At 55.3% G+C, this 26,941-nt stretch carries 21 protein-coding genes and 5 pseudogenes; 13 read left to right on the top strand and 13 right to left on the bottom strand.

Annotated features, from left to right (window positions below):
* Positions 1-235: 235 nt before the first annotated feature.
* The 4 genes and pseudogenes from KRAC_RS72185 to KRAC_RS67125 form a co-directional block, all read right to left on the bottom strand.
* A pseudogene (locus KRAC_RS72185) lies at positions 236-1,746 on the bottom strand (ISNCY family transposase).
* Positions 1,747-1,973: 227 nt separating this feature from the next.
* A complete protein-coding gene (locus KRAC_RS38610; RefSeq protein WP_338010137.1) occupies positions 1,974-2,945 on the bottom strand; it encodes a GAF domain-containing sensor histidine kinase in 972 nt (323 codons plus the stop codon).
* Positions 2,890-3,207 (bottom strand): hypothetical protein, encoded by a 318-nt coding sequence (locus KRAC_RS38605; RefSeq protein ID WP_040445685.1) that lies wholly within the window; start codon positions 3,205-3,207, stop codon positions 2,890-2,892. Before KRAC_RS38605 ends, KRAC_RS38610 begins: the two co-directional genes overlap by 56 nt.
* A gap of 159 nt (positions 3,208-3,366) precedes the next feature.
* A complete protein-coding gene (locus tag KRAC_RS67125) occupies positions 3,367-3,534 on the bottom strand; it encodes a winged helix-turn-helix domain-containing protein (protein WP_244422480.1) in 168 nt (55 codons plus the stop codon).
* 374 nt (positions 3,535-3,908) lie between these two features.
* Here KRAC_RS67125 and KRAC_RS38600 point away from each other — a divergent pair, with 374 nt between their 5' ends.
* The 3 genes from KRAC_RS38600 to KRAC_RS38590 all read left to right on the top strand — a co-directional run bounded on the left by KRAC_RS38600 (position 3,909) and on the right by KRAC_RS38590 (position 7,556).
* On the top strand, positions 3,909-4,544 hold the full coding sequence (locus KRAC_RS38600; RefSeq protein ID WP_007916771.1) for a hypothetical protein: 636 nt from the start codon (positions 3,909-3,911) through the stop codon (positions 4,542-4,544).
* A gap of 162 nt (positions 4,545-4,706) precedes the next feature.
* The gene (locus KRAC_RS38595) at positions 4,707-6,905 is read left to right on the top strand and encodes a sensor histidine kinase (protein WP_083815007.1); all 2,199 of its coding nucleotides are present in this window, start codon (positions 4,707-4,709) and stop codon (positions 6,903-6,905) included.
* A 3-nt stretch (positions 6,906-6,908) separates the two neighbouring features.
* A complete protein-coding gene (locus KRAC_RS38590; protein ID WP_007916766.1) occupies positions 6,909-7,556 on the top strand; it encodes a response regulator in 648 nt (215 codons plus the stop codon).
* A 1,081-nt stretch (positions 7,557-8,637) separates the two neighbouring features.
* Here KRAC_RS38590 and recD2 read toward each other — a convergent pair.
* Complete coding sequence (gene recD2 / locus KRAC_RS38585; RefSeq protein ID WP_040446668.1) at positions 8,638-11,220, bottom strand: SF1B family DNA helicase RecD2; 2,583 nt, start codon at positions 11,218-11,220, stop codon at positions 8,638-8,640.
* 281 nt (positions 11,221-11,501) lie between these two features.
* Positions 11,502-12,038, bottom strand: a complete 537-nt coding sequence (locus tag KRAC_RS38580; RefSeq protein WP_007916761.1) for a hypothetical protein — start codon at positions 12,036-12,038, stop codon at positions 11,502-11,504.
* Between the two features lie 199 nt (positions 12,039-12,237).
* Between KRAC_RS38580 and KRAC_RS76805 the strand changes: the two are divergent.
* The 4 genes and pseudogenes from KRAC_RS76805 to KRAC_RS38565 form a co-directional block, all read left to right on the top strand.
* Positions 12,238-13,071 (top strand): annotated as a pseudogene (locus KRAC_RS76805) (serine/threonine-protein kinase); the annotation flags it as partial.
* A 255-nt stretch (positions 13,072-13,326) separates the two neighbouring features.
* Positions 13,327-13,899, top strand: a pseudogene (locus KRAC_RS76800) (EF-Tu C-terminal domain-related protein); the annotation flags it as partial.
* 105 nt (positions 13,900-14,004) lie between these two features.
* A complete protein-coding gene (locus tag KRAC_RS38570) occupies positions 14,005-14,412 on the top strand; it encodes a helix-turn-helix domain-containing protein (RefSeq protein ID WP_007916755.1) in 408 nt (135 codons plus the stop codon).
* Between the two features lie 85 nt (positions 14,413-14,497).
* Complete coding sequence (locus KRAC_RS38565; protein WP_007916753.1) at positions 14,498-14,956, top strand: hypothetical protein; 459 nt, start codon at positions 14,498-14,500, stop codon at positions 14,954-14,956.
* A 677-nt stretch (positions 14,957-15,633) separates the two neighbouring features.
* Here the strand turns inward: KRAC_RS38565 and KRAC_RS38560 are convergent.
* Positions 15,634-16,860 carry an ISL3 family transposase gene (locus KRAC_RS38560; protein ID WP_083815006.1) on the bottom strand — a complete coding sequence of 409 codons (1,227 nt, stop codon included), beginning with the start codon at positions 16,858-16,860 and terminating at the stop codon, positions 15,634-15,636.
* Positions 16,814-17,242, bottom strand: a complete 429-nt coding sequence (locus KRAC_RS72180) for a transposase family protein (RefSeq protein ID WP_052568911.1) — start codon at positions 17,240-17,242, stop codon at positions 16,814-16,816. Before KRAC_RS72180 ends, KRAC_RS38560 begins: the two co-directional genes overlap by 47 nt.
* Positions 17,243-17,263: 21 nt before the next feature.
* Here KRAC_RS72180 and KRAC_RS38550 point away from each other — a divergent pair, with 21 nt between their 5' ends.
* Positions 17,264-17,914 (top strand): transposase, encoded by a 651-nt coding sequence (locus KRAC_RS38550; protein WP_007916751.1) that lies wholly within the window; start codon positions 17,264-17,266, stop codon positions 17,912-17,914.
* Between the two features lie 14 nt (positions 17,915-17,928).
* Complete coding sequence (locus tag KRAC_RS38545) at positions 17,929-18,198, top strand: WD40 repeat domain-containing protein (RefSeq protein ID WP_007916749.1); 270 nt, start codon at positions 17,929-17,931, stop codon at positions 18,196-18,198.
* Between the two features lie 93 nt (positions 18,199-18,291).
* Here the strand turns inward: KRAC_RS38545 and KRAC_RS38540 are convergent, their stop codons facing one another.
* Both KRAC_RS38540 and KRAC_RS74850 read right to left on the bottom strand, forming a co-directional pair.
* A complete protein-coding gene (locus tag KRAC_RS38540) occupies positions 18,292-19,533 on the bottom strand; it encodes a hypothetical protein (protein WP_007916747.1) in 1,242 nt (413 codons plus the stop codon).
* A gap of 153 nt (positions 19,534-19,686) precedes the next feature.
* The gene (locus KRAC_RS74850) at positions 19,687-19,965 is read right to left on the bottom strand and encodes a hypothetical protein (protein ID WP_211221390.1); all 279 of its coding nucleotides are present in this window, start codon (positions 19,963-19,965) and stop codon (positions 19,687-19,689) included.
* Between the two features lie 6 nt (positions 19,966-19,971).
* Between KRAC_RS74850 and KRAC_RS38530 the strand changes: the two genes are divergently transcribed.
* Positions 19,972-20,226: a carbon storage regulator gene (locus tag KRAC_RS38530; RefSeq protein ID WP_007916746.1), complete on the top strand. Its 255-nt coding sequence runs from the start codon at positions 19,972-19,974 to the stop codon at positions 20,224-20,226.
* A 101-nt stretch (positions 20,227-20,327) separates the two neighbouring features.
* Here KRAC_RS38530 and KRAC_RS38525 read toward each other — a convergent pair whose 3' ends face one another.
* Positions 20,328-21,218: an SMP-30/gluconolactonase/LRE family protein gene (locus tag KRAC_RS38525; RefSeq protein WP_007916745.1), complete on the bottom strand. Its 891-nt coding sequence runs from the start codon at positions 21,216-21,218 to the stop codon at positions 20,328-20,330.
* Between the two features lie 368 nt (positions 21,219-21,586).
* Positions 21,587-22,972, bottom strand: a complete 1,386-nt coding sequence (locus KRAC_RS38520; RefSeq protein ID WP_007916744.1) for an ISNCY-like element ISKra7 family transposase — start codon at positions 22,970-22,972, stop codon at positions 21,587-21,589.
* A gap of 323 nt (positions 22,973-23,295) precedes the next feature.
* On the opposite strand from KRAC_RS38520, the gene KRAC_RS38515 reads away from it, so the two are divergent.
* Both KRAC_RS38515 and KRAC_RS38510 read left to right on the top strand, forming a co-directional pair.
* Complete coding sequence (locus KRAC_RS38515; protein ID WP_007916743.1) at positions 23,296-23,733, top strand: transposase; 438 nt, start codon at positions 23,296-23,298, stop codon at positions 23,731-23,733.
* Between the two features lie 6 nt (positions 23,734-23,739).
* A pseudogene (locus KRAC_RS38510) lies at positions 23,740-23,976 on the top strand (transposase); the annotation flags it as partial.
* Positions 23,977-24,030: 54 nt separating this feature from the next.
* Here the strand turns inward: KRAC_RS38510 and KRAC_RS38505 are convergent.
* Positions 24,031-25,395, bottom strand: a complete 1,365-nt coding sequence (locus tag KRAC_RS38505) for an RNA-guided endonuclease InsQ/TnpB family protein (RefSeq protein WP_157507569.1) — start codon at positions 25,393-25,395, stop codon at positions 24,031-24,033.
* 211 nt (positions 25,396-25,606) lie between these two features.
* Here KRAC_RS38505 and KRAC_RS38495 point away from each other — a divergent pair.
* A pseudogene (locus tag KRAC_RS38495) lies at positions 25,607-26,752 on the top strand (ISNCY family transposase); the annotation flags it as partial.
* Positions 26,753-26,941: the final 189 nt, after the last annotated feature.

The following is a 26,941-nucleotide window of genomic DNA, read 5'->3' as shown; positions in this document are numbered from 1 at the left end:
TACTTTCAGAAACCCGACCACTGCCCCTGCATCATAAGAGTTTTTGCGCACTTGCATGTACAATTTGCCATCGAGTGTGATCCCGCTGATAGCTGAAAGATGATCGCGTGTCAATTTGACTCGTAAAATTGGAGTCCGCCGCCTTGGTGCCCAAGTTCGCACCGCTATTGGCAACAAATAAACTCCTGCTTCATCTACCCAAAGAATGGTACGCCTTTCTTGTTCTGCTTTTTTTCTAGGATCGTAAACTCATCTTAGAGAGTCGTCCCTCCAGAGCAGCCAGGTAAGCGGTAGGATCTTTGCGAAAGCGAAACTGCTGACGACGGGCTTGCTGCCGAGAAGCTATCTGTTTTCTCAGATGATGCCAGGCGAGCAGATCGTGAGGAACAAGTTCTTTGTCTGTGAACAAATGCAAACGGGTAGCAAGCGCTGCGGTCACGCAAACCGGTCCGCGCACGACCAGCCCAGGAATGGTTCCTTTGCGTCCGGTTGCTCGACGCTCGCTGCGACGAACGTAGCCGAATGCCTGCTCGAGATCATTGTTCGTCCTGGGCATCGCTGCCACCTGGTAACAGTAAAAGAGGTGAGGGGCATAACTTTCAGTGACTTTGAGGAAATGCACAAGAGCCGAGCCCCCTGCTTCTGCTTGCTCGGCGCGCTCTCGCATCCGCATGAGGTGTTCCTCAAAGCGCTTCTGCACTTCTTCTGCCTCTCGCTGCTCCTGGTTGCTCAACCCATGGGCCACTTCCAAGAGCAACGCAAAGAGCGGACGCACCAGCGCAAACAGCTCCTCAGTGGCCAGCAGCCCCTTATTCAAGAGACGCTTTAATCGTTCAAGTTCGATGGGGAGCCCCTTTTTTCTGCCACCCGATCAAGTGAGTCATTGATCGCTTGAATCCGCTCCTGCAAACGGAGGCCAGAAGCCGACAGAGGCGGTATCCCATCATCAGTCAAACTGGCTCTGACTGCCAGACAGTAATCGTGAATCACTTCCACCTCGGCATCGGCCCTCGTTTCGACGGCTCGCTCGATGGGACGCACACCTCGGATCTGCTTTTTGAGTTCCTTTTTTGCATGTCGATCCGCTTCGTAGATCGGTTTGGCAGCTTCACGCAAATAATGAAAGTGGCAGAGTTGATGAGGAACCTCGGGAAACACTCTGGCCACTGCACGTCGAATGGAAAGCTGTCCATCGGAGACCAGACCATTGATAGGGACAGGAAGAAGTTCTTTCACCTCTCTGAGCAGACCTGCCAGATCTTCTTGGGTTGAACTCAGGAGCGCTCTGGCCAACACAATCTCCCCTGAGAGCACTTCCCGGATGACCCAGAGCACCTCATGCCCCACATCGGGTTGCAATCCATCGATGGCCAGGATCACTCGTTCTTGGGAGGAGAAACGAGCTTGCAGTCATTGCTGGCAAGAGAGATGGAGCGTCACCAATTCCTCGTAGCGGTGCATCAGATGCTCAACCGTCCGTTCACACACCCGCAGCCCTCGCTCCTGCAAGATCCGCTGTATTTCTGGGGCTGAGCGCTGTTCTCGATAACGCAACCTGCCCACCAAAGCGATCAGATCCAGACCGCATTCTCCATGGGGTAAAGCCCAGAGGCCTTCTTCCTCTGGTCGATAGGGATGCTTGTACGCTTGGCATGCTGGATTGGGGCAACGACGGACGACCAAGCGTAACTGGACCAGCCCCTTGATCGTGAGGATCTTGCGGTGCGCATGATAGGCCACTGGCATCCACTCGCCGCAAGACTGACAGTGCACCTCTTGTGGCTCCAAACGGACGTGCTGCTCAGCCCGGGGACGGGCTACCCTTCTTCCTTTCACTTTCCTCTTCCTCCTCTTTGGGTCTCGACATAATTACCCGCTATTTCCCGCTAAGGACTAACAAGAAAAACAAGCAGGAGAAGCGTTATTCTCTCTTACCCTACTCGTCTGTTTCAGCTCAGCCTATTTTTCCTCAGTTATGGGCTGAACCCTTGAAGGGGCAAAGAAAGGATAAAGCGCTTCATTGTGCCTGCCTCAGTTCGCACCGTAATCATACCCTGATGGGCTTGAGCAATGCGCTGAGACACCCACAGTCCTAAACCTAACCCTTGTGAATGCGCCCCTTTCACAAAAGGCTGGAACATAGACTCGAGCTGTTCTGGTGGTATCGCTGGCCCTCGATTGCTCACCGTGAGAATGGCCCAAAGACCGTCCATGCGCTGTTCCTGGGTGAGGGTCACGTGGATAGGGGTATTTGGCTCTGCGTAGGTGGTTGCGTTGGAGAGCAGATTCTCGATGACTTGGGCAAGACGATCCCGGTCAGCAATCAGGATGAGCTGCTCAGGAGCCTGGATCTCAATAGCATGTTCTGATGTTCTCCAGATGGGAACGAGATCTTCAACCAGCTCAACCAGATCAATTGGTTGGCGTTGGAGAGAGAACAGGCCTTGTTTGAGACGAGACACGTCCAGGAGATTGGAAATCAATCCATTCAATCTCAATACAATCAAGTCAACAGCTTGGAGTTCGCGCACATAGGTTTCCTGCATTTCCCGACGTGCGCGCCGCTTCAGCAGATCAAGTCGTCCTTTAAGGGGTGTCAGATAGTTGTGCAAATCATGCGCCATGACTGTCAATATTTCTTCAGCAGCAAGCCGCTTCGCCTGTTCCGTTGCTTCCCTGGTGTGTTGTTCCACGAGTTCTGCCCGATGGAGGACAACACCGACCCAATGGGTGACGGCTTCGAGAAAAGGCAGATCGTGTGTGGTAAAACAATGGGAGGTGCTGGATGAAACGAGCAACACCCCTCGCCTCTCGGCATCCACATTGAGTGGCACCAGGATCTCTGACTTAATCCCCAGATCCTGTTTCATTCCCGGCAACTCCTGGGGATCATGCTGTGCTTGTCCGGTCCAATAGGTTTGGCCTGTTAGGTAGACCTCGACCACCCGCCCCCCCGCTTGCCAGCGGCAGGCAATCTAATCCAATGGCTTTTTCTTTCTTGCCCAACGGAGTCACACTTGTTCCATAGGCGATGAGACTCTCCGTGCTAGGATCATAGAGAAACACATCGACTTTTTCCGCATCCAGCGCCTGCGTGACGAGCTGCGCGGTCTGCTGGAAGGTTTCAGCCACATCTGTCGCTGGCAGTTGGAGCAAGCTTTGCAATGTCGTGAGAAGTTTGTCATGTTTCGGTACTTCAGATAACATACCAGCTTCCCCCTCTCTTTCTGGCACACAAGGAGAGAGTAACTGGTGTCGGAACTCCTGGTGCCAGGGGTTGTGCTACGTAGGGTATCATCTTGCTAGTCCTTAGCGGAACTTAGAGGGGTTTTATGTCGGGAAGCCCTCTTCTCTTCTTTTTTTAGTTTACTCCTTTCTCCAAGACCTGTTTACGATCCTTGTTTTTTTTATGGCTGGCCAGCGCTCCTCGTACCAAGTCCTGATAGCTTCTTCGTTGCGTTGAGTGGCCCGTTCAATAGGCTGCTGAACGCTCCACCCAGCTTCTTGGAGCAGTCGTGCCCACGGGGTGCGCAACGAGATTGCTGCAAACAACTGTCATTTCAGAAAGGCACGCCTCTGCGCCTCTCTCCGCAATCATTCGGTGGTGCTGAAAGCAAGGTCAGCGTCCTTGATCTGCCGTCCTGAAAAGGTTGATCCTTTGCCTCATTCACACACGTATTGTAACCTGTCACCCTTCTTTGCCATGCCCAGGCAATCGGGACTCCTGTCCTGGGTGGAGTCGGGACACCTTTTCCCGATAGAATCGGGACTCCCGTCCCATCACAACGAGACTCTTCGTCCGCTATGCTTGAAGCGTGCAGTGACATCGGGAAGAAGAGAAATACCTCGCAGTCACTCTGTTGCAAACGTCGAAATCGCAGGCTGTTCCTGCAAGAAAGGTATGAACTATGTCATCTTCAACACTGTATCGGCTCAGCGGCATTGGCCTGCTCGTTGGTGGATTACTTGCCACTCTCGGCACCATCATTCAGGGATTCTCCAACGATAACCTGCTCAGTCCTCTCTGGATTCCCGCAGGTTTGGCCGTCCTGATCGGGGAAATGTTCTTCCTCTTAAGTCTCCCAGGTCTGTACACGCGTCAGGCTCACAACGCTGGAGTCATCGGACTCGTTGGCTTCATCTTGTTCTTCTTGTCAGCGCTTCTGCTCGGTATCGGCACGAGTACGCTGTACATTTTCATTTTTCCCTGGCTGACTCAGAATGCTCCCAGGTTGGCAGATGGACCTTCGGCTCTGAACATTTTCTTCCCCGTGGCCGGACTCCTGAACCTGATCGGCGCACTTCTCTTTGGGATCGCGACGCTACGCGCAGGTATCCTTTCACGTGCAGCGGCCATCTTGCTCCTGGTCGCCGCAGTCGTGAGCTTTGCCGCGAACTTTGTCCCGCTCCCCTATATGAGCAGTATTACCACAGCACTGACCTTTATTGCACTCGCGTGGTTGGGTTCCTCGCTTCTGACAGAGCGGAGTCAGGAGGCGACCACTCTCTCTCCGGTCAGCCCCCCAAACAGCATTCGTGTCTAATGCAAAACTGGCTCGAACGTCCCGCTGGTTTCTCGATGCCCCACGCAAGCTCATGGTGGGGCATCAGGCGCCATTTCTCTCGAGGGGTACGCTCCCCCTTGGCGCTTCTCATCATGAGAAGCCAGCGTATATGTGGTAATATGAAAAGAGGCAATTCCTTTGATGCGTCGAACAAAAAGTTCTGTGGAGTGTGGGGGCATGAACGTTCCTCCGACAGCAACATCTGAAACGGTCGGATCTGCATCACGAGGCGATCTGCGCCAGCATTCGGGCTTGCTCCTGCTCACACGCATGACATGCATTGTAGTGGATACGCTGGCGCTTGCATTGTTTGTCGTCACACTTCCCACGTACTTTGCACATTTGCACACCACCTGTCCCGCTGCCTCCTGTAGTTTTGGTCAGCTTTCTGCGAGTGCCACACACTCCCTGTCCGTCTTCGGTCTCTCCTTGCACACCTATGCTGTCCTGGTCGTCACCTTCGTCGTCATCGCCACCTTTCTGTGCGTGGCGCTCGCAGCTCTCCTCCTCTTCCGTAGATCTGACACCTGGATGGCGCTCCTGGCTGCTGTCCTGCTGGTGTTCTTAGCGACGAGCGACTCCACCGCAGACACCTCAGTCCTTCGCCCCTGGCTTGGTTCGGCCCTGGCTGTGCCGGTGGCTGGCATCTCAAATTATCTGGGGGCAATCGCCCTTCCGCTGCTCTTCTCTCTCTTTCCCTCCGGGCGGTTTGTTCCCGGTTTCCTCCGCTGGCTCGTGCTCGCCCAGCTCATCATTGGAGTGATCTTCATCCTCCCTTTCTCTCCTCCCGCTCTCGTGCTTATCCTCAGTAATTTCTTTTGGATCAGCTGTTTGCTCTGCTTGGTAGGAGCCCAGATCTACCGTTATCGACGGGTTTCCACTTCGGTGGAACGTCAGCAAACCAAATGGGTCATCTTTGGCTTGTTGCTGACCGGGCTTCTTGCTTTCGGGCTCTTGCTTCCTGCACTCCTCTTCCCACTCTTGCGTCAGCCTGACTCTCCCTACTTCACTCTCTGGACGCTGATTGCCACGTTCATCCTGACCCTTTCCACCGTTGTGTCCCTGAGTCTGGCTATTTTGCGCTATCGCCTCTGGGATATCGACCTCATTATCAAGCGCACGCTGGTCTATGGTATCCTCACCGCTTGTGTGGTCGGTTTCTACGTTTTGGTCGTTGGCTACCTCGGTGCGATCTTTCACACCGGCAGCAACCTCCTGATTTCTTTGCTAGCCACCGGCCTGGTTGCAGTACTCTTCCAACCGCTGAGAGAACTGCTCCAGCGCGCTGTGAACCGGCTGCTCTTTGGGCAACGCGATGAACCTTACAGCGTCATCTCCCAACTGGGACAGCGTCTGGAAGTCACGCTCGCTCCTGATGCAGTCCTTGCCGTCATTGTAGAGACCATAGCCCAAGCGCTCAAGCTTCCCTACGCGGCTGTCGCCTTGAAGCAAGACGAGGAGTTTCCTATTGCCGCCTCCTATGTTTCCCCAAAGGGGAGAGGGGATGCCGTGCTCCATAGCCCAGACACCTTCCTCCATCTGCCGTTATTGTATCAAAGCGAGCCTGTCGGTGAATTGGTGCTCGCCCCACGCACTCGTGGTGAATCCTTGACTCCAGCGGATCAGCGCCTGCTCGCTGACCTTGCCCGCCAGGTGGGAATCGCCGCTCACGCGGTACGGCTCACCGCCGATTTACAACAGTCCCGCGAACGCCTGGTGACTGCCCGTGAGGAAGAGCGCCGCCGCCTGCGCCGCGATCTGCATGATGGCCTGGGACCGGCCCTGGCTAGCATGACGCTCAAACTCGATGCAGCACGCAATTTGCTTACACGCGACCCCGCTGCCGCCGATGCCCTGCTCATCGATCTCAAGAAACAGACGCAGGCATCCCTGACTGACATTCGCCGCCTCGTCTATGCGCTCCGTCCCCCCTCCCTGGATGAGCTTGGGTTGGTCCAGGCGCTGCGTGAGCAGGCCGAGCAGTATCTGCAAGATGGATTGCGCATAACGCTCGATGCGCCGGAGCCGCTCCCGCCACTGCCTGCCGCCGTCGAAGTCGCGACCTACCGCATCGTGCAGGAAGCGATGACCAACGTGGTCCGTCATGCCCAGGCACGCACCTGTATCATTCGTCTTGCCCTCAACCTGGGCTTGGACATAGAGGTGTGTGATGATGGCCGGGGCATCCCGACAGGGCAGCGTGCGGGCGTTGGCCTGACCTCCATCCGCGAACGGGTAGCGGAGCTTGCTGGCATCTGCGAGATTGAGGCGAGACCTTCCGGGGGAACGCGTCTACACGTTCAACTCCCGCTGCCGAAGGCGACTGAACGAGAGGAGTAATCGATGGAACCGATTCGTGTCCTGATCGCAGACGACCATCCACTCTTTCGCGATGGACTGCGCACCCTGTTACAATCAAGAACTGAGACCGAAGTGCTGGGCGAGGCCGCCACCGGCGAGGAAACCATCGCCAAGGCCGCTACTTTGCAACCAGATGTGATCTTGATGGATATTAACATGCCCGGAACTAACGGCATCGAGGCCACACGCCGTATCCTGCATACCAGTCCGCACACCGGCGTCCTAGTCGTGACCATGTATGAAGATGACGACTCGGTCTTTGCCGCCATGCGTGCTGGTGCGCGCGGCTATCTGCTCAAAGGAGCCGACCAGGACGAAACTATGCGGGCTATTCAGGCCGTCAGTCGCGGCGAAGCCATCTTCAGTCCTGTGATCGCCAAACGCCTGATTCGCTACTTTACTCCCACCAAAGCCTCGACAACGCCACCCCAGGCATTTCCTGAATTGACCGAGCGTGAGCGCGAAATCCTGAGCCTGCTCGCTCAGGGACTCAACAACGCCGAGATTGCACAGCGTCTGGTGCTCAGCCTGAAAACGGTACGAAACCACCTTTCCAACGTCTTCAACAAACTCCAGGTCGCTGACCGCGTCCAGGCCATCATTCGCGCGCGCGAGGCTGGGCTCGGATGAGTGCAGACGCGGGCAGCGGATCATCATAATAAGGCCATGCAGTCCTCACGTGCTTGTTGGTCGTGAGGAATACTGGGGGGGTAGGGAGGCATCACATGAGAACCACACGACCTGCTTCTAGTGTACTGAAAAACCCGCCAAAAAGGGAAGAACAAAACCACCCAATAGTGGGCGAAGTACTGGTAAATAAGGTGACGAGTGATCAGGTTTTAGGGCGAAGAGTGAGCAATCGGCGCGAAGAGTGAGCAGCTCAACTATTGGCGACGAGGGAAGTCGCTTGAGATGTGGATCGTTCTCAATCGTTTCTGTAAATTCGCGTGCGAATTTTCCTGTTTTTGCCTGCTATGAGTGGGCTATAGTAGCATGAAACCCAGCGAGACGCGCCTGTTTCAGTCCAAAAACAGGTCGGAACAGGGCAGCAGAAGCTCACAATCCAAGCAATTTTTGCTCATGAATTTACACTATTGAAAGTTGTAAATCTGCTTGTAAAGCCATGTTGCTCATCAGTAATAGATGAGCTGATCACTCTTCGTGCCGATTGCTCACTCTTCGCCCTAAAATCTGTCAACTCTTCGCACTTACTACCAGTTGGGCCTTAGAGTAAAAAATCTGGTGACATCCTCTCTCCAAAGCCTCTTAGCGGAATTTAGCGGGGTGAAAATGTCGCGCCCCCAGTATCTCCCTCTCAGTACAATGTGAGAAGGGCCCGGATCACCGAGCCTTCTCACTATCTGCTATACTAGGGTCAGAACTTAAGCCGTTAGCCCTAGCTAACGAGGAGTGTTAAGCAAAACAAGGATTACCTGCAGCGCCAACTTCAGCAAATCCTTATCCAATAGCACATCTCGTACCTTCTCAAGAAGGGTAACACGCCGGGGTTGACGGCGTTTCTGTTTTTTCCGCACCGCCTTCACCCCCTTTCTAATTTAATCTGGATGATTTCAGCATACAACGAATTTAAAAAGCGCCAAGGAAGTTCTATAACCTCTTTCATGGAAAGCGTTTGTAGCTACTAGGGGTTTGTGAATAGTAGGAACCAAAAGTTGGAATAGGAACGGAGCCCTTTCTGGGCTCCGTTCACTCAAGTGTGAGCTTTTGTATGTTTCCCTGGGGATTCGATCAGCAACTGCTGAAGTGCCGTCTGCCTAACAATGGTCTGGTTGTTCCGGACAGCCAGTGCCAACGCTTTTCTGCTCCCCACAAATATCACTAACTGTTTGCCTCTGGTGAGTCCTGTGTAGATGAGGTTGCGAAAGAGCATGGTAAAGTGCTGGGTCGTGATAGGGAGAATCACTGCGGGAAATTCACTGCCCTGACTTTTATGGATCGTGATTGCATACGCCAGCTCGATTTCTGAGAGGGCTTCTTTGGCAAAGGTGACGGATTTGGTCTCACCGCCGAGGGGAAAGGCCACCGTCATCTGTATGTCTTCATTGTCAATAGCTGTGATCATACCGATATCGCCATTAAACACTTGCAAGTCATAATTATTGCGCTTCTGGATAATTCTATCTCCCACCCGAAAGATCCGCTCGCCCAAGCGCAGCTGCGCAATCCCAGGGCGAGGAGGATTGACAGCCTCCTGCATGCGTTTGTTGAGGGCAATGGTTCCCAGGCTGCCCTTTGTCATGGGAGAAAGAATTTGGATTTCCGCGCCTTTGCCAAGATATTGGGGAATGGTGTGGCTATACAACCTGGTAATGGTCTCTGAGGCATTCATCCCATAGTGCAAGGTGGAGTGATGGGGGATCTTTTTGAGCACTGCCTCTAGCTCCTCGATGTGGGTAGTGGTAGCCGCTAAGGTTGCAATATCAACATGCCGGAATTTGTCAGGAATGACAAACAGGTATTCCTCGTCAGAGACGTGTTCGTCCTGGTTGTCTGCCTTGAGGGTAGGAATGCTATTGGGACCATTCGCATCCTTGTCAGCGTTGTTGGCAGTACCAGGAGCACCTGATGCCCCATTCCCTCTGGTTATCAGCGTTTTGACACGCTTAATAAAATGCAGTTGTTCCTGGGTAGCTTCTTCTGAATCAAGGAAGAGGCAATCAATCTGCTTCCAGGCATCGCGCTTCTCAAGAGGTGAGACAATCCGGGGCATCACCCCTTTGTTGATCTCATGGGCAGAGCGGATAATCGAGGACTGCTCTGCCTGCCGGAAGATTTTGGTCAATCTGAAACAGACCACGGTCTGTGACTGGATCAGATCGTGAAATACATTGCCTGCGCCAACAGCGGGCAACTGGTCAGGGTCGCCAATAAGGAGCACCTGTGTGAGAGGGGAGACAGCCCGCAGCAAGGCCGCTGCCAGGTGGACATCCAGCATCGAGGACTCATCAATAATGAGCACATCGGTAGCCAGCGGGTCTTGCTCATTTTTCTTAAAGCCGCCGATTGCAGGTTGCCACTCCAACAAGCGGTGAATAGTTTTGGCCTCTTGCCCAATGACTTCTGTCATACGCTGGGCAGCTCGTCCGGTCGGTGCTGCCAGAAGCACCTGCTTTTTCATTGCGAGCAGCAGCCTGACCAGCACTCGTGTGGTGGTGGTTTTTCCTACTCCGGGACCACCAGTGAGCAGCGAGAAGCCCTGCTGGACCATGCCTGTGATGGACCGTTGCTGTTCCTCACTGAGGGCAATGGCTTGGTGTTCGCAGAACCGCGTGATCCACCTGCTCACCCGATCCTCCTCCACAGGGATGGTCTTTTTTGCCAGGTCTTTCACTTTTTTGGCAATGTATGTTTCATCAAAATAAATGGAGGGTGCATAGTAGCAGGTGATTGGTAATGCCTCCTGCGCTAGCGCGCCAGGTGTCTGCGACAGGACCCGCATCTTGACTTTGTTTTCAGCGACCAAGGTGGCAAGCAGTGCTTCTGTTCGGCTGTCAAGTGAGAGCGACAACAGATCATTGACCGCTTTGACAATCTGCTCGCGGGTTAAATAGCAATGACCTTCTTCCCGGCTATTATCCAGCACATGGTCAATGGCCGCCTGAATGCGCTGGTCTGACTCTTCACCCAAGCCCATGTTCCGGGCAATAGTGTCCGCCGAGAAAAAACCAATGCCATAAATATCTTCTGCCAGTTTATAGGGGTTTTCTGAGACAATGGCAATCGCCTCTTTGCCATAGGTTTTATAAATCTTGGTCGCGAACAGCGTGCTGATATCGTACTGTTGCAGAAAGAGCATCACGTCTTTAATATCTTTGTGCTCTTCCCAAGCGCGCGCAATCATCTCCAGCTTTTTGGTGCCAATGTTGGGCACCTCATCTAAGCGTTCTATCTGGGTATCAAAGACCTCCAGGGTCTCTTTGCCAAAATACGTGACAATGGCTTTTGCCGTAGCAGGGCCTACCCCTTTAATGAGTCCAGAGCCCAAGTATTTTTGCAAGGCATTGGCTGTGGCCGGTTTTTTCTCCACCACTCTTACCGCTTTGAATTGGTCACCAAACTTTTGGTGGTGGGTCCAGTTGCCGTAAAAGTCCATTGTCGCGCCAGCGAACACTTTGGACTGATGCAGCGTGACCGCCACTTCCTCCTGCGGTCTGTCAAACGGGCTGATTTTCAGGACGGTCCAGCCGGTCTCCACACTATGAAAGGTGATCCGTTTGACAATGCCGGAAATTTTTTCAAGCGTATTCTGTTGGGTAAAGACAGATGATGCCATACACGCTGTTTCATCCTCCTGCTCATGTAGAAGCATTGTAGCACAGGCTAAAACGACTCTGAGCAGCAAACTTGGTACCATTAGGACTTCCATTTTGGTTGGACCAAGCACAGCAAAAAGCGGTGTTTCTTGATGCTCTGTGGCGTCTCTGTACTCTGCCTGGAAAGGAGCGCGGATGCGCCATGCGAAGCTATTAGAGTGCACCGTTTCGGGGGGTTATGCAAAAATCCCCTAATTGTCCCAGAGCTTGGTCGAGAAGCTCCGCTAATGAGGAACCATATTCAATAAAAAAACGGAATAGCTTGTCCTTGCTCGTCGTGCAAGCTGATTCGCTCTCCGAAAAATATATTTTTCTGTCGCGCAACTGCATACTCATCATGTACTTGTCCGCTTACTGCAAACAGATCGCGGGAGTAGGGATCGGTAGAACGGGAATTAATGTACCCACGACGCCGCCAAGTTTGATGATAAAGTCGGCAATGATAAAGTTCTTCAAAGAGGGTAGATAACTGTTCGAGCTGCCCCTCTAGAGTCTCTGACCTACCAAAGAAGACTTTGCGAATAAAAACCTTGCTTGCAACAGCGTTTCCTTGCTCAACCGGAACTGCAACACCGGTTGGGAGATGAGGTCCGGGTTGATAGGGCTTTCCCACCCATAATTGGACCTCTAAGGGCAGAACATTATCAGCAATAATGCGAACTTCTCTCAAACTATCTCCAGGATCAATTATTACGGCAAGTTTATGTAATAGCTCTGCAAAATATGCCTTTTGATCAGCAGATACTTCAACACCCCAATGAATAGGTATATTTGTCATTTTCAATGCCCTTTACCAGGGAGTTACGGTAGAAAGCAAAAAGAGCGCATCTAGACAGCAACGTCTAGCAGTGGTAGACTTAAGCGCAGCACATCATTGACACAAGTCGGAAATCAGCGGGAAGGAACATCTGGCGCACCGTTCTCGCGCGAGTGGCTCTTCCGCTGACGTGTATGCTCTCCTTTCAGGAGGTCGGTCTATGCAGTCTTCCGCCATCTACTGTGATGCCTGTGGTGCCGGCAACCGTCCACAGGCCCGATTTTGCATGGCCTGTGGTCAGACGATGCCCGTTGCTTCTTCGCTTCCCCCCACGGTGCAAGCCACACCAGTTGTCTCTTCTGCCGCACCCACAGTCCTGGCAGGATCGACTCCCGGCTCTCCTTCTCTGACCGGGCTGCTCCCTGCCCACTCTCTACTCAAGCAGCGCTATCTGATCCTGAGCCGACTGGGCCAGGGTGGGATGGGAGCCGTCTACCGAGCGGCAGATACCCAGTTGGGGGACCGGCTGGTGGCGGTCAAGGAGATGAGCCAGAAGGGACTGGACCCGCAAGAGGTCGCTGAAGCTGCCGCAGCCTTCAAGCGCGAGGCGCTCATGCTCGCCGGTCTGTTCCACCGCCACCTGCCACGCATCTATGATCATTTTGCCGATGCTGGGCGGTACTATCTGGTGATGGATTTCATCGCAGGCGAAACGTTGGAAGAGCACCGGGTCAAAGTTGGGGGCAAACTCCTGCGAGAGGAGGTGCTCGACATCGGTCTCCAACTGGCTACTGTCCTGGATTACTTGCACAGCCATCAGCCTCCCATCATCTTCCGTGACCTCAAGCCTGCCAACGTCATGCGCACTCCAGAGGGGGACCTGTTCCTCATTGATTTTGGCATCGCCCGTCACTTCAAAGCCGGGCAGGCCAAAGACACCGTTGCCTATGGCTCAGCGGGGTATGCGGCCCCCGAGCAGTACGGTAAAGCGCAGACGACACCACAGTCTGATGTTTACAGCCTGGGGGCAACTTTGCACCACTTGCTTTCCGGCCATGATCCTTCACTGTCCCCATTCCGCTTCGCCTCGCTCTTCGGTGCAGGCACTCCTGCTGACCTGGGCACGCTGATTGCGCGAATGGTGGACATGGACGTCGAGAAAAGGCCAGCCAGCATGGCCGAAGTCAAGCAGGAACTGCAACGTCTTCACCATCTAGCTGCTCAACCGTTGCCGCCCACACAGATAGCAGGAGCTCTGCCACTTCCGCTGACTCAACTAGCAAGAAATTCGCTGCCTCCCCTCTCGCTTCAAGCAACGGATAAGCCGTTCCTGATGGCGGTAGAGGATGTGTTTGGGATCAAGGGCCGCGGAACCATTGTCACCGGGCGCATTGAACAGGGCACCATCAAAGTAGGTGAACAGGTAGAAATCGTCGGGATGAAGAAGACACGCACGGTTGTCGTTGCCGGGGTGGAGATGTTTCGGAAGATGCTGGATCAGGGAAGAACTGGGGACAACGTGGGCTGTCTGCTACGAGGAGTAGAGCGCGAAGATGTCGAGCGGGGCCAGGTGCTGGCCAGGCCAGGATCGATCAAGCCGTACAAGACCTTCAAGGCGCAGATGTCTCTGTTGTCGAAGGAAAAGGGAGGGCGTCACGCTCCGTTCTTCAACGGCGATCGTCTACAGTTCTACATTCGCACGACGGACGTGACGGGAGCGATCAGGCTGCCGGAGGGCGTGGAGATGGTGAGGCCAGGGGAGGATATCGAGGTAACCGTGGAGTTGATGCAGCCGGTGGCCATGGAAGAGGGTGTGAACTTCGTCATCCGCGAAGGTGGCCGCACCGTTGGCGCGGGCGTCTGCACAGGGGTCAAGGGCTAGCCTTGGTGAGGCGCGAGTGATGAGGGGCGAACCCGGAAGAGAGCCGTATTGCACCGCATCACCTCTGCTCACCTGAGGTCTACCAAAAGAGAAGGAGCGAGCACAATGCCGATAACAGTGACCCCTGAGCTTCGTCAGGCGGCCCGGCGCGAGCTGGTCAGGCAGATTGAGCAGGGAGCCTCAGTCCAAGATGCAAGAGTGAGCAGTGTGGTTTCCATGCATCGGACGACGGTCTATCGCTTGCTCAAGCGGGTACAGCGTGAAGGAGGAGAACAGGCATTGATCGATGGACGGCATGGTCACCCGGTCAAACTGCGTGGGGAAATCCTCACCTTTCTGATCGAGTCCTGCCAGAGCAACCCTTGTGTCTCCAGCCCTGTGGTGCAACGCCTGATGCAAGAGCGCTTCGGTCTTTCCATTAGCGTCAGTCAACTCAATCGCGTCAGAGCCAGCCTGGGATTGACTCGCAGGCTGATACCGCGAGAAAAAAAAGCCCAAACAGATCTCGGTTGAACCAGGATACGGTGAAGGTGCGGGAGGCTTACTGTTATTAGCCACAGCAAACGAAACCGGGCTACTGGCGCACTTGGAGCATGCATTGCCAACGGAAATGACCTCTTCTCGTCCTCCATTAGTGGGCAGTTCAACAGTGGTCCGCCAAAGACTCCTGCTGACGCTGTTGTTTCTGAGCGCTGATGGGCTCCATCGCACCTGGGATCTACGCAGCTACACCGGCGATGGTTTGGCGCTCCTCACCGGGCGCAAGCGGGCCTATGGCTATCGCTACACTGAAGCCTTTTTGTCGCAAGTAGTCGGCGCGGGTGGTGCAGAAAGCCTGACGGATGCTCTTGCTCGATGGACGACCAATCTCTGGCATCCAGAAGCTGAAAATCCTGAGAAACCTCAGTCTCTCACATGCTACATCGATGGACATCGCAAGCCCGTCTACAGCGAGATACTCATTCCTCGTGGACTGATCGGACGCCTGGGAGTGATCCTGGGCTGTCGGGCACTGGTGTTGCTTCATGACGATCAGGGGCATCCCTTGGAAACTTGATCAAGACATGGTTTGCACATACCGTTAGTAATGCTTGCGATAAAATTATTGCACAGAGCAAAGAGATTTGAGTACACTACAAGCATGGAGAGTTGTCGTTTCTCGTCGGAAGTGCCCCTGGTGCTGGTAGAGCACTGAGAGGGGTTCTTGTGCCGAAACGTCGATATAAACGTAGAGAGCCTACGAATGATTGGCAACAGATCCATCCACTGCTCAAAGATACCGCACAGATCAATTACGAGATAATTAGGCTCGTCGTGCTTTGGGGTCAAACCCCTAAAGAGCGAGGAGCGCAAATAGGCCTCTGAGTATGAATGGAACGAAAACGGGTTCTGACGCAAAGTTGGTGGTAAGCTCTTCAAGAGGAGCACAGCGTTGCTCGAATGACGTTATTAACGCCGACGTAATTCTGAGCCGATTTAGAACCGGAATGGCTGCTTTTCGAGGGCGAAAGAAATGATCATTTTTTTTCGCTTCAATGGCGCATCTTTTTTCTGAGCACGCTTCTCACGCGGCGTCAAGGGGAAGCGAAGCGGCCTTGATACCGCGTGAGAAGCGTGCTACACTCGCTCAGCCATTGAGGCAAAACGCGCCTAAACCGGCTCGGATTTTCACCGGCGCTGACAACGTCGGAAAAGGGACGAAGCAACTCAATACCGCAAGGATTTTCCTGGTGATTACGCAGCACAGAGCACACGTATGCGAAGCAGATCAAAATTGGCTCGTCCATACATGCTACGTTTGATCAGCTTCAGCTTATTGATGGCGCCTTCTACGGGCCCTTGGCTCCACTGCAATCTCAATCCTGCTCGAACAGCGGCCTCATCTCGTTGTAATCCCTTGGCAAAACTGATCAACTCTGGAATCTTGCTCCTTTGCACCTCTTTGTACCATTCTGTCAGTCCTGCATCAGTCTGCTCATGAAGCAAGTGAACAAAGGCTTGGGTCAGTCGATGGAGCAAGACAAACCCACCCTCATCCTGACAGAGTTGAGCCAGTTGTGCTCGTTGTTTCTCGTTCAGGCGTTCTCCAGGCAACAGGAAACACCAACGGAGCGGACCTGGTGCCGGGATGGAAGCTTTGAGGGGTTTGGGTTGCCTGCTTTGCTTCCTGCCCGTCCTGGCTGGCATCCCTGCTTGCTGACGTAATTGGGTCACATAGTTGGTGAAGACTGAGCGACAACCATTATAGCCTTGCTCCCGGATTTCCCGATACAACTGTAAAGAATTGTCGCATCCCTCCTCGGCAAAACGATGCTGGAGGTAAGAGGTGTAGGGCATGAGCTTCGTTGGACGAGATTTGTACACTGGTGGATGGGGTGGCCCCTGGAGAAGTCGTCGCACCTTCTTGCGGCTCATCCGTAGCTCAGTGGCAATGTTGCTTTGATTGTACCCTTGTTCGGAAAGGGAGATGACTCGCTCATAGACCGTCATCCTTCGTTGCTGACTCACGTGCTTATCTGCTTCGTGCCGAAGAAGCGGAAGCGAGGGCTCAACTGACCGCGCTCTTTGAGCTGGCCCACCGAAAATCTGTTCAATCAGGGGGTACTCTCGACGCAGAATGCGTTCGAGTGTCTCACCCAAATTCTGTGAAAGGTGAAACCGATCAGCAACCTGGGTAGCGAGAGGGGCCGCCTCTCGTGCTGCCTGAGCATAGCTTCCGCTCCGGTCACGGCTGATCAGCTTCACGCCTGGATGGGCCTTGAGCCAAGCCTTTACTGTCGCTTTTTCTCTGTCAGGTAACAGATCAACGAGATGCCGTTGTTCGAGGTCGACCAAAACCGTGCCATATTTCTGCCCTTTGCGCAGCGCAAAATCATCAATGCCAAGGGCTTCTGGGATGGCTCGCTGAGGCACCTCAAGCGTTCGAACGAGCCGCAGAAGCGTATCGGAACTCACGGACATCCCCAGCACCCTTGCCAAACGTGCGCCAGCATGCGCCTCCCAGCATGAGTCCAATCGTTTGTAACTGGTTTTCGCAGCGCTTCGTTCGTCGGGCGTAGGCTTTGATTTGCTCGCCAAGCCGTTCGGCAAAGGTGCGCCGGGGACAGATACTGTTTGAGCAGACAAAACGGCGCACGCGCAAGACGAGTTGCACCCCGAAATCGGCCCAACACAGATCGGTGATGACGCGGGTGTAATAACAATGAACCTGCCGTGAAGCCGTCTGACACAAGGGGCAGCGAGCCATTGGATTCGAGCTGGTAACCAGGACAACGAGTTGCTTGCCAGTGATTTCCATGGAGATCAGCTTCAAGCCAGAGCAGGAGGGTAACAAAAAATCCATATCACTCTCAATAACAAGGTTGTGCTGGTTTCTCTTCCCAATCAGGGAAATCTGCGAAATATCCACCTTGATTTTGAAGAGCTTACCACCAACTTTGCGTCAGAACCGCCTTTGGCTCCTGGAAAGGTCGAGCGGCGAGAATTTGAGTATGTGCGCCACGGCACGCGCTCGTTCATCCTGAGCCGTAACGTCGTGACCGGCCAGGTCGTAGCTCCCGCCTGCGGACCTACCCGGACCGAAGCGGATTTCCTGGCCCATGTTCAGGCGCTGGTTGCCACTTCGTCCGAGGTCAAGCGGTGGCACATCGTCTGTGACTGTTTGAACACCCATCAGTCCACCTCGTTGGTCGAGTGGGTCGCCACACGTGATGGCCTGCAGGAAGAACTGGGGGCCAAAGGGAAGAGCGGGATACTCGCCTCCATGGCGAGCCGGGCCGCGTTTCTGACTGATCCAACGCACAGTGTCGTCTTCCATTACACCCCAAAACATAGCTCCTGGATGAATCAAATCGAAATCTGGTTGTCTATTCTGGTGCGCAAACTGCTCAAACGGGGCTCCTTCACATCCATAGACGATTTGCAGACCAAGGTACTGGCGTTTATTGAGTATTACAACCGGACAATGGCCAAGCCGTTCCAGTGGACCTATCTGGGCAAGGCGTTGACCGTTTAAAAAGGATAACGACCATGACTTCTCCTTCCATGTCGAGAGAACCTGCTTGTAGGTATCAAGGGCATGCGGATGGTGTCTTTGCGGTGGCCTGGTCTCCCGATAGCCAGTATATCGCCTCAGCTTCCTGGGATCTCACTGTCCAAATCTGGACGGTGGCGAATGCCAGTCACGTCTTGACGTACTCGGGACACGCCGACCGGGTCATTGCGGTCACGTGGTCGCCCGATGGGAAGCATATTGCCTCAGGCTCCTGGAATCAGACGGTCCAGCCCGGCGAATGGTGAGGGGTAGTTGAGCCATAAATACCTCTTTAAGAATTGAACAGCACTTCATGAGGATGCTAGTATAAGCGCATTGGACGTTTTATTCAAGCAGGGTCAAACAGCTTTCTCCTGCTCAGGTTGACTCTTTGCGCAGAGCCAGAGCGAGACATGCTCCGGCTGCATGGTCTCCTGCACTACCGCTAGCAAGTACTGGCTCAACTGAGTCAAGTCGATTTCGTTATGGAGAGTGGCCCCGAACCTGGTCAGCACTTTTTCCGCGTTATACTTGCGGCGATAGAAGCTGCGGTCGATCACCTGCTGGATGGCGCGACGGAGGGATTGGAAAAGCGCCGCGACGGTCAGTGTCGAAACGACAATCGGCACCGGCGAATTCTGGGTAATTCCTTGGAGAGTGAACTGGAGCCCAAAGACCAGCGCCAGGTAGGTCAGCACCAACAGGGCCGAGAGCAACAGATAGATCAGGGTACGGCTGATCAGGCGGTCGATGTCATAGAGCTGAGCGCACAGAATCGAGATCCCAATGCTCAGCGGGAGACACATGATAGCTATGTCAAACAGGTACTGGCTCAAAGGGCTATTATCGTTTAGAAAAAGAATGGTGCCGATGACCAGCACGACCAAGATGATAACACCATAGGCTAACCACTTGATTTGCTGGCGCTCGCGTTCCCTTGCGCGAATGAAGCGCAGGATGAGCGAAACAAATGCTGCGATGGTAAGAGGCAATTGCAGAATATTGAGAATACTCCCCTGGTTCACCCAGAACGTGGTGAAATTCGCGTCTCCAGAGAGCGCTCCGCCGATATAAGCCACCTGGTTTATAAGGACAGCAAGAGAGGTCATGATAGCGGCCAGCCAGCCAACAATCCGCCAGCGTCGTGTGAGCGGGTGGCCATTGGGAAAGAGCAGTGGCAAAAAGACAAGCATGAGGCTCCAGTTGAGCGGCCAGCAGGTATCTCCCAGCCAGTTAAATATGCCTGAGCCTGGCAGCAGCACGTGTCCATGTATAGTGCTGTATGTCGAATAGGCCCCGCTGAAATCAGTAATACCCGTGCCTATACCCACACTGCAAAAGATCCAGCCAATGGTGTTATCTGGCCGCTGCGAGATAATAAGAGCGCCAACAGTGCCGAAGCAGGCAAAGGCAATGCCGGTGAGAATAATATGGCCGCCCTGCCGCAGATTTCCGCCGTCCAGAAACCAGATGACGGTGGCCGAGAGAATCAAAAGCATCGAAATGCTCCAGGCGGCCCAGGCCAGCCCGCGTGCCATTTTCTGGTTGAATTTGAAAATACTCTGCTGTTTGCTCTCTGACAGGATACCAGGTCGGCTCATACACGATCCTCGCTATTGTAGTTTCAGTCTTTAAAACGAAGGGCGGGCACCAATTGTGCTATGAAGATTGTGAATAGCATAGCACACATACCGTCACAGGATCGTTACGGGCGTTTCTTTCGCTAAAAGTTGTGATGCCTGGCATCACAACTTTTAGCGAATATATCCCTTACTCACGCAGAGTTCCGCGCTGAGGACCGAACCGCTGGCTGCGCCGCGAATGGTGTTGTGGCCGAGCAGCACGAATTTGTAGTGCAGGATCGGGCAGGTGCACAGGCGGCCCAGCGTCACCGCCATGCCGCGTCCGGCGTCGCGATCGCTTCCGTCTCTGAGAGAACAGTGTACGTTTGGGATGTGCCTGAGGACATGTAGCAGGCGAAAGGCAGCCAACCGCTGCCTTCTGGAGATCGTACAACAGGTCTTCAACTCCAAAAGGATTTGAGCCTCGGTGTACTAGTCATACGACGCAAGGAAGGGGAGAGCATTATCCTCTCTGGTACTATTCACGTAAAAGTGCTTGAGGTGAATGAGGGAAGGGTCAAGATTGGGATCACAGCTCCCCCCGAGGTCGATATTGTGCGCGAGGAAATAGTGAGACGTGGTGCATACACACAACACCCTGACACAGACCAGAGTGATATGCAACAAAGTGCTCAGCGATCCTCATTTTTGAGGGAGGCAACTGAGAGCTAGCTACTCGGAAAAGTGGGAACCGGAGAACCTTCTGGTAAATTGGCGAACCGGTTCACGTACTTGGCGAGTGGCTCTGTCGGACAGGGCAGCCTGGGCCTGTGTCACGGCCATCCGGCGCCGGGTACTGGTGCTTGGCTGACCAGCACCTGCCCGGTCCGAGCCGCGACCGCTTCGTTGACCTGCTCGATGCCGCGCCACTGGGCCGCCAGCAGGAACAACGTCTTGCGGTCCGAGCCGCCGAGCATGGCAGCGAAGATCGCGCGGTCGTGCTCGATGCGCTGCAGCACTTCGCCACCCTCGCGGACCCGCACAACCGCACCCTCTGGTGCATCATCACAGCCGGTGTGTGAACGGGTGTCCGCTGTCTGGACCCAGATAGCGCCTTCGGCGTCCATGCAGATGCCGTCAGGGCCAAGACCCTCAGCCCACACCCGCCGGTTGGACAGGCTACCGTCGGCTTCGATGTCGAATGCGATGAGTCGCCCAGTGAAGGACTCGGAGATAATCAGTGTCGAGTTATCTGGCGTGATCACCATGCCATTGGGAAAGGCCAAATCAGCCGCGACTTGGCGAGCCAAGCCGTCCGGAGTGACCAGCGCGATGATGCCGGACGTGGGCGAAGCCCCTCTGAGGAACTCGAAATTGATGCTGTTGAGGTAGATGTTGCCCCGGCCATCCACGACGATCTCGTTCCAGAAATCGGCGATCCCGCTGAGGTCGGCGTGCCGGACCATCGACCCGTCCGGCTCCCTGCGCACAAGCTCCTTGCCCGTGACCAGCAGGCGGCCATCGGGTAGCCAGTCGATGGACCAGCCGAGGCCAGCAGGTCCGTGGCCGGTGACTTCGCTGTTGCCGTCGAGGTCGACCGCGACGATCTCGCCCGTCCCCCAGTGGGCGAACCATAGTCGGCCCTCGTGCCAGCGAGGCGATTCGACATAGGCGAGCCCGTCCAGCAGGACTTTGGGTTCAGGCATCGATGATGCGTTTGACATCAGTGCCTCCTTCGATCCAGGTCACGCCTGGTGGGACGGCAGGGATCGCCGGTCCTCATCGGCGAACCAGGCGTTGCCTGTCTTACGACAAAAAACGTCATTTACACTTTCTAGAAGAAGTATACCAGATGGAGAGCGGTTTTCCCAGCGTCTTCCTGGCCGATTTCTACGTTTCGCGCCAATTTCCTATGTTTCGGGTCTGGCCCAAAACGGCAATCTCAACCTGTACCACTTTCCCAAAACGATCCATTGGACGCGCCACATACGACTAGTACTAGTTTGCGGTGCGAAATGGAGAGAAGCGCATGAGAAGGGCGTTGAGAGCCATTGCTCTCGGTATCATGGATGAGGTTCTCTCTGGATGAGCCCTAGGCGACCGTGGCCTGGGCAATATGGCGCAGGTTACTGGAGATGATGCCCAGACCGATCCAACGTTGCATCCCGTCTTCCCCGTGATAGGCACATCTGCGCAACCCATAATCGCGGCGCAGGCTGTGAATGCGCCCCTCGATCCCCGCACGCCAGCGGTAGGCTCGTTTGAAGGCTCGTGTGTGTTCTTGGGCTCGTTGCTCCTGCGAGCGCTTGCCCTCCGCAGGGATCGCCACCACCTTGACCCCTGCGGCTTGCGCTCGCTCACGCGTCCCTGCAGCGTGAACCCCGCGATCGCCGACCAACCAGCGCGGAGGGTGCGCAAAGAGGGGCTGATGATGGGCAAGTGCTTCATCAGCCTGTCCATGCTCATGAGGAGCCGCACAGATCTCAAAGCGCGTGACGATGCCCCCCTCTACCTCGTCGAGCACCACGTGCCGACCGAACTCCACCAGGGCCCCACCTTTGTGGCGAGGGATAGCACGGGTATGCGGTTCGAAGAGGCTGAGGACTTTCTCGCTGGCAGCCACCTTCTTGCCTTCCAGCACTCGGACGTGGGCTTGCGTGATGACCCGTTCGATAAGCGGGAGCACCTGCTGAGCTGAAAGAAGCAGTCGCTGGGCTGGTGCCTCCGCCTGGCAGCTCAGGTTCGCGGCAACCTGCTTGGCCTGCTTGACCATTTGCTGGGTGGTCGTGATCAACTTGTGGTAGAGCGCTCGTTGTTGCTCCTCTTTCTGCTCCCCTTTGCGCCGCAACAGCCGATGCAACGACTGCGCAGCACGACGCGCTGAGCGCACTCGGCTCCGGCAGGCTTGCTTTACCGACGTGAGCGTGCCCTCCACCAGCGGTTTGGCCCGCTGCACGAAGCGGGAAAGCGCCCTCACGCCGTCCACGAGCAAGCCACTGTCGGTGGGATGATGAATGTTGGTCTGCACACAGGTGGCATCAAGGCGCAGTTTGCGTCCGCTGGTGACCTTGGCCTGCCTCGCCAGATGCACCACGCGGTCATTGAGGGTATGCACCGTCTCTGGGCGGATGGTGTGGGCCCAGCGAATGAGCGTGGTATCATCAGGGACTCGCTCAAAATAGACGCGGCAAAACCAGCGCAGCACCAGGCTGTCCTTGACGCGTTCCTCCGTTTCTTGAAAGCTCCACTGATACAAGTGTTTGCAGATGAGCATGCGCAAGATCACTTCCACCGGCGTCGAATGCCGCCCATGCACCAGCGTCCAGCGATAGCGCTTCCCCAGATCTCCACGGACGTGCTGATAGAGGTCATCATCGTCGAGCAACCCATCCAACTGCTTGAGGACAGGATCGGTTTGGGCTGCCACCTCGGGCACGCGGGCAAACACATCTTCTGGTTGGTAGCAATCGATGAGCATGGCCCTTCCTTTCTCTGCCTGATAAGCCCCTCTTGTTCATTCTACCACGCTCTTTCTTCGCTCTTTCTGCTCTCAAGCCGCTTCAGTGGCTCCATTTCGCACCGCAAACTAGTACTAGTATCCCTTGCGAAATGCAGCCTGTAGAGCCGCTTCTTGGGCTAATCAGCCTTCTCGAAACGTGACTGAGCGATGGATAGGCTCCTCTGGCCGGAAAGAGAGGAACCAGCCCGGAAGGAGGGAGAAGCCAGAGTAAGTCACTCATGCCTGCGTTGAACTGGGATATTTCCCTGCTCAGTGGTAGAATTGGAGAGGAGGAAAGAGCCATGAAAAGAAAACTATCCCGAATGGAACGGATATTTGCCAAGATAGCGGCTCAGGCAGTCGAGACCGACCCGGTGCTCAGCGAACTGGATGCGGTTTTGGACGCATATCCGCTTGCTCGCCAGGTGTGCGCAAGATTGGACGGGCTGGGGGAGGATGCTATATCGGGAGAAGTGCTGCTGCGTCTGTTGCTCGTCAAGTATCTGTATACCTGGAGTGAGCAGGAAACGGTCGAGCAAGTGGAAGACAGCTTGGTGCTGCGTTGGTTTTGTCGGCTGGAAATGCGGCCAGCGCCCCTCGAGAGCCTCGTGAGCCGGGCAGCCAGTCAGGTGTCTCCTGCTGTGCTGGAAGAACTCGCAAACCGAGTGGAACGGGCGAGTGAGAGGGCGAAAAGCAGCGAGGGACGACTGCGGCCAGAGTTTCGCCAGCGCCAGAGGTAAACGCTCATGTTAATGGACTGCTACGCGCGAGAAGATGTATTTGCGCAGGTGCCCGAGTTGGCAGCAGAGATCGATCCTGTGCTCTCTCGCCTGAACGTGCTGCTTGATGATGACGAGTTGTATCACCAGGTGCGGGCGGACTTCGGCCAACGGTATCAATCTATGTTGGTTCACGGGCGACACTCGACGCCGGTGGAAGTGCTCTTGCGGATGCTCATCCTCAAGCACCTGTATCAGTGGAGCTGTGAAGTACCCCACGCCTAAAGGCGGGGGCTTCGACAGTGGCTGTCTCCCTCCTCAGAGAGCGCCAGTCGCTGTGGGACGCTTCCCGCCCCGACCCACCTTCCTGGTGGGTTTGCCTTTCTTGCGAACAGGAAGGGCTCCTTGCAGCTCATAGCGGCGCAGAACGTTGAGCGCGGCGTTCTCATCGCGATCGAGCTCAGCCCCACACGTGGAGCAGGAATGCCATCGCACCGAGAGATCTTTGGGGACCAGAACCCCGCAGCCACTACACACCTGGCTCGTCTGCTGGGGCGCCACCTTCATCACCATGCCGCCAGCCTCTTCCGCTTTGCAGGCACACAGCGTGATGAAACGACCCCAGGCCGCGTCCATGATGCTCTTGTTCAGGCCGCTCTTGGCGGCTGCTCCATTGGGCAAATAGTGCGGCACCGCCGCCGCTGTCGTGCTACCTTCGCTTCCCTCTGTCGTTATAGGGATCTCCTCCTTCTTGGGCTTGGGCCTTGCCGTCATATTGGGGATCTGCAACGCCTCAAACACCAGGGTCTCATACTGATTGACCAGTCGACGCGACGTTTGATGCAGGAAGTCCTGCCGCCGATGGCGCACCTTGCGATAGAGCCGCGTCAAGGCGCGCTTGGCTCGGTTGCGTCGATGACTGCCTCGCTTGCGCCGAGACAGCTTGCGATGCGCCTCTTTGATCTGCTGCTCGGTCGAACGGTAGATGCGAGGGTTGGCGATCTGCTCGCCTGTAGAAAGCGTGGCATAGGAGGTGATGCCCACATCCACACCCACCGTCTTGCTGGAGGGATGGACCGGCGTGGAATGGATGGCCTGCTCCACGCTGAAGACCGCATACCACTGGTCGCCATCATGTTTAATGGTGCAGGCCTTGATGCTGCCTTTGATGGGTCGATGCATCACCATCTTGAGATGCCCGATCTTCGAAAGCTTCAACCGACAGGTTTTCTTGCCCTTGTTGTCATGGGGAGTGAGGGCGCCAATGATGGTATACCCGCTCTGCGGATACGTGAAGGAACGATAGCGAGTATTGGATTTGTACCTTGGGTAGCCTGGGGTTTGCCCCTCAGCGACGCGACGGAAGAAGGCACGCATGGCTTTGTCGAGACGTCGGAGCACATCCTGTTGCACCTGGGAATGAATCTCCTGATATTCGAGGCGTTCTTGCTTCACCTGAGGCAATTGGTCGGCCTGCATGCCATAGGAGACCGAGACGTCAGCCATCTTGTAGGCGGCGGTGCGTTCTTCCAGGCTCGCGTTGTAGAGCTCTTTACAGCGACGAAGGGTCCACAGGAGGGTGCTTTCTTGTTTGCGCGTGGGATACAAGCGATAGACATAGGCTTTGACACGCACTGGCGCCTCGTCTGGTTGCGGTCCTGGTGTGTCATTCGCGTCTTCCATGCGCCCCCTCCTCTCGCGGCATTCCTGCTCACTTCAGTGCTGAGACCTGTTTACAGACATAGAACAGAATTTCAAGAAGCAGTATACAAAAGCCTCGCTTTGTTGTCAAGCCCTCGCGTTCCTCCGCTCCTCCGCCACCTAGACCATTCCCAAAAGGAACGGCCCTTGTATCCCCATGGCTCAAGCCAGGGGTTTTACGGGCCGGTTCGATAAAGAACTGGAAGGGCGCGTCAAAGATAGCTTGGTCCTGCGCTGGTTCTGTCGGGTCGCCTTCCATACCGTTCCCGATGCCAGTACGGTGTGGTGCTGGGAACAGACGCTGTGACCGGAAACGATCCATGCCCCGAACGATCGTGTGGTGGAGCTGGCGGCGCAGGCCAGGGTGACCAAAGGGCGCAAGCTGCGGCTGGATGCGACGTGCCTGCAGACCACCATTCATCACCCCACAGACAGCGGGTTGTTGGTGGACAGTGTGCGCGTGCTCTCTCGAATGGTGCAGCGGGCCAGACCGCTGATCCAAGCGCCAGTCAAGAATATCCAACAACTCTGCCGTTCCCGAATGCGCACCGCCCGGTGCACCGCTCAGACGTTGCACCGGCAACTGCGGCGCAAAGGGGAAGACAAGGAAGCCGAGCAGAAGAAACTGTATCAGAAGTTGGTGGAAACCACCGAGCAGATGGTGCAGCAGGCCAGAAAGGTCGTACGCGTGCTGAGCAAGGAGACCCAGCAATCTGCACAACTGCTGGCACGCCAGGCTAAACAGGTCCTGCCCCTGGTGGAGCGGGTCATCACCCAAACCCGTAAGCGCATGCTGGAGAACAAAAAGGTGCCCGCGGGCGAGAAGGTGCTGAGCCTGTTTGAGCCGCACACCCGTGCCATTCCGCGGCACAAGGGCGGAGCCCTGGTCGAGTTCGGACGACAGGTCATGCTCGATGAGGTCGAGGGAGGCATCGTGACGCGCTACGAGATCCTGGAACACCCGGAAGAGCATGGACAGGCTATCGACGCTGTGGTCCACCATCGGGAGGTGTTTGCCCGGCCCCCCCATCTCGTCACTGGCGACCGTGGGGTCCACTCGGCAGACACAGAGGAACGTCTGCGGGCGGCGGGCGTCAAGCGGATCGCTATTCCGGCAATGGGCAAGGTGTCGGAGGAACGGCAGGCGTTAGAACGCACGCGCGGTTTCCGGCGCGGCTATCGCTTCCGCGCGGGTATCGAGGGGCGGATTGCGAGCCTGAGACGCGACTACGGATGGAGCAAATGCCGCTATCACGGGCAGGACGGGATGGAGCGGTGGCTGGGTCTCGGGGTTCTCGCCAGTAATCTCAGGCATATCGCCCAGAAGCAGAGTGCATAACCCCCTCCCTCAGAGGGAAGATCACTCTACCACATAAAACTCAGCAATACATAATCACTGTTGAATTTTCATCGTCTCTACAGGCCACTGGAGCCATTTCGCAATGGATACTAGTACTACAACAGCACCACTTAAAACGTGGGGTGGCTCCACAGGCTCACTGCCACATTACAAGTCTTCTACAAAGAA

Source organism: Ktedonobacter racemifer DSM 44963, from assembly GCF_000178855.1.
Classification (GTDB): domain Bacteria; phylum Chloroflexota; class Ktedonobacteria; order Ktedonobacterales; family Ktedonobacteraceae; genus Ktedonobacter; species Ktedonobacter racemifer.
This window is presented reverse-complemented; position numbering and strand designations above follow the sequence as displayed.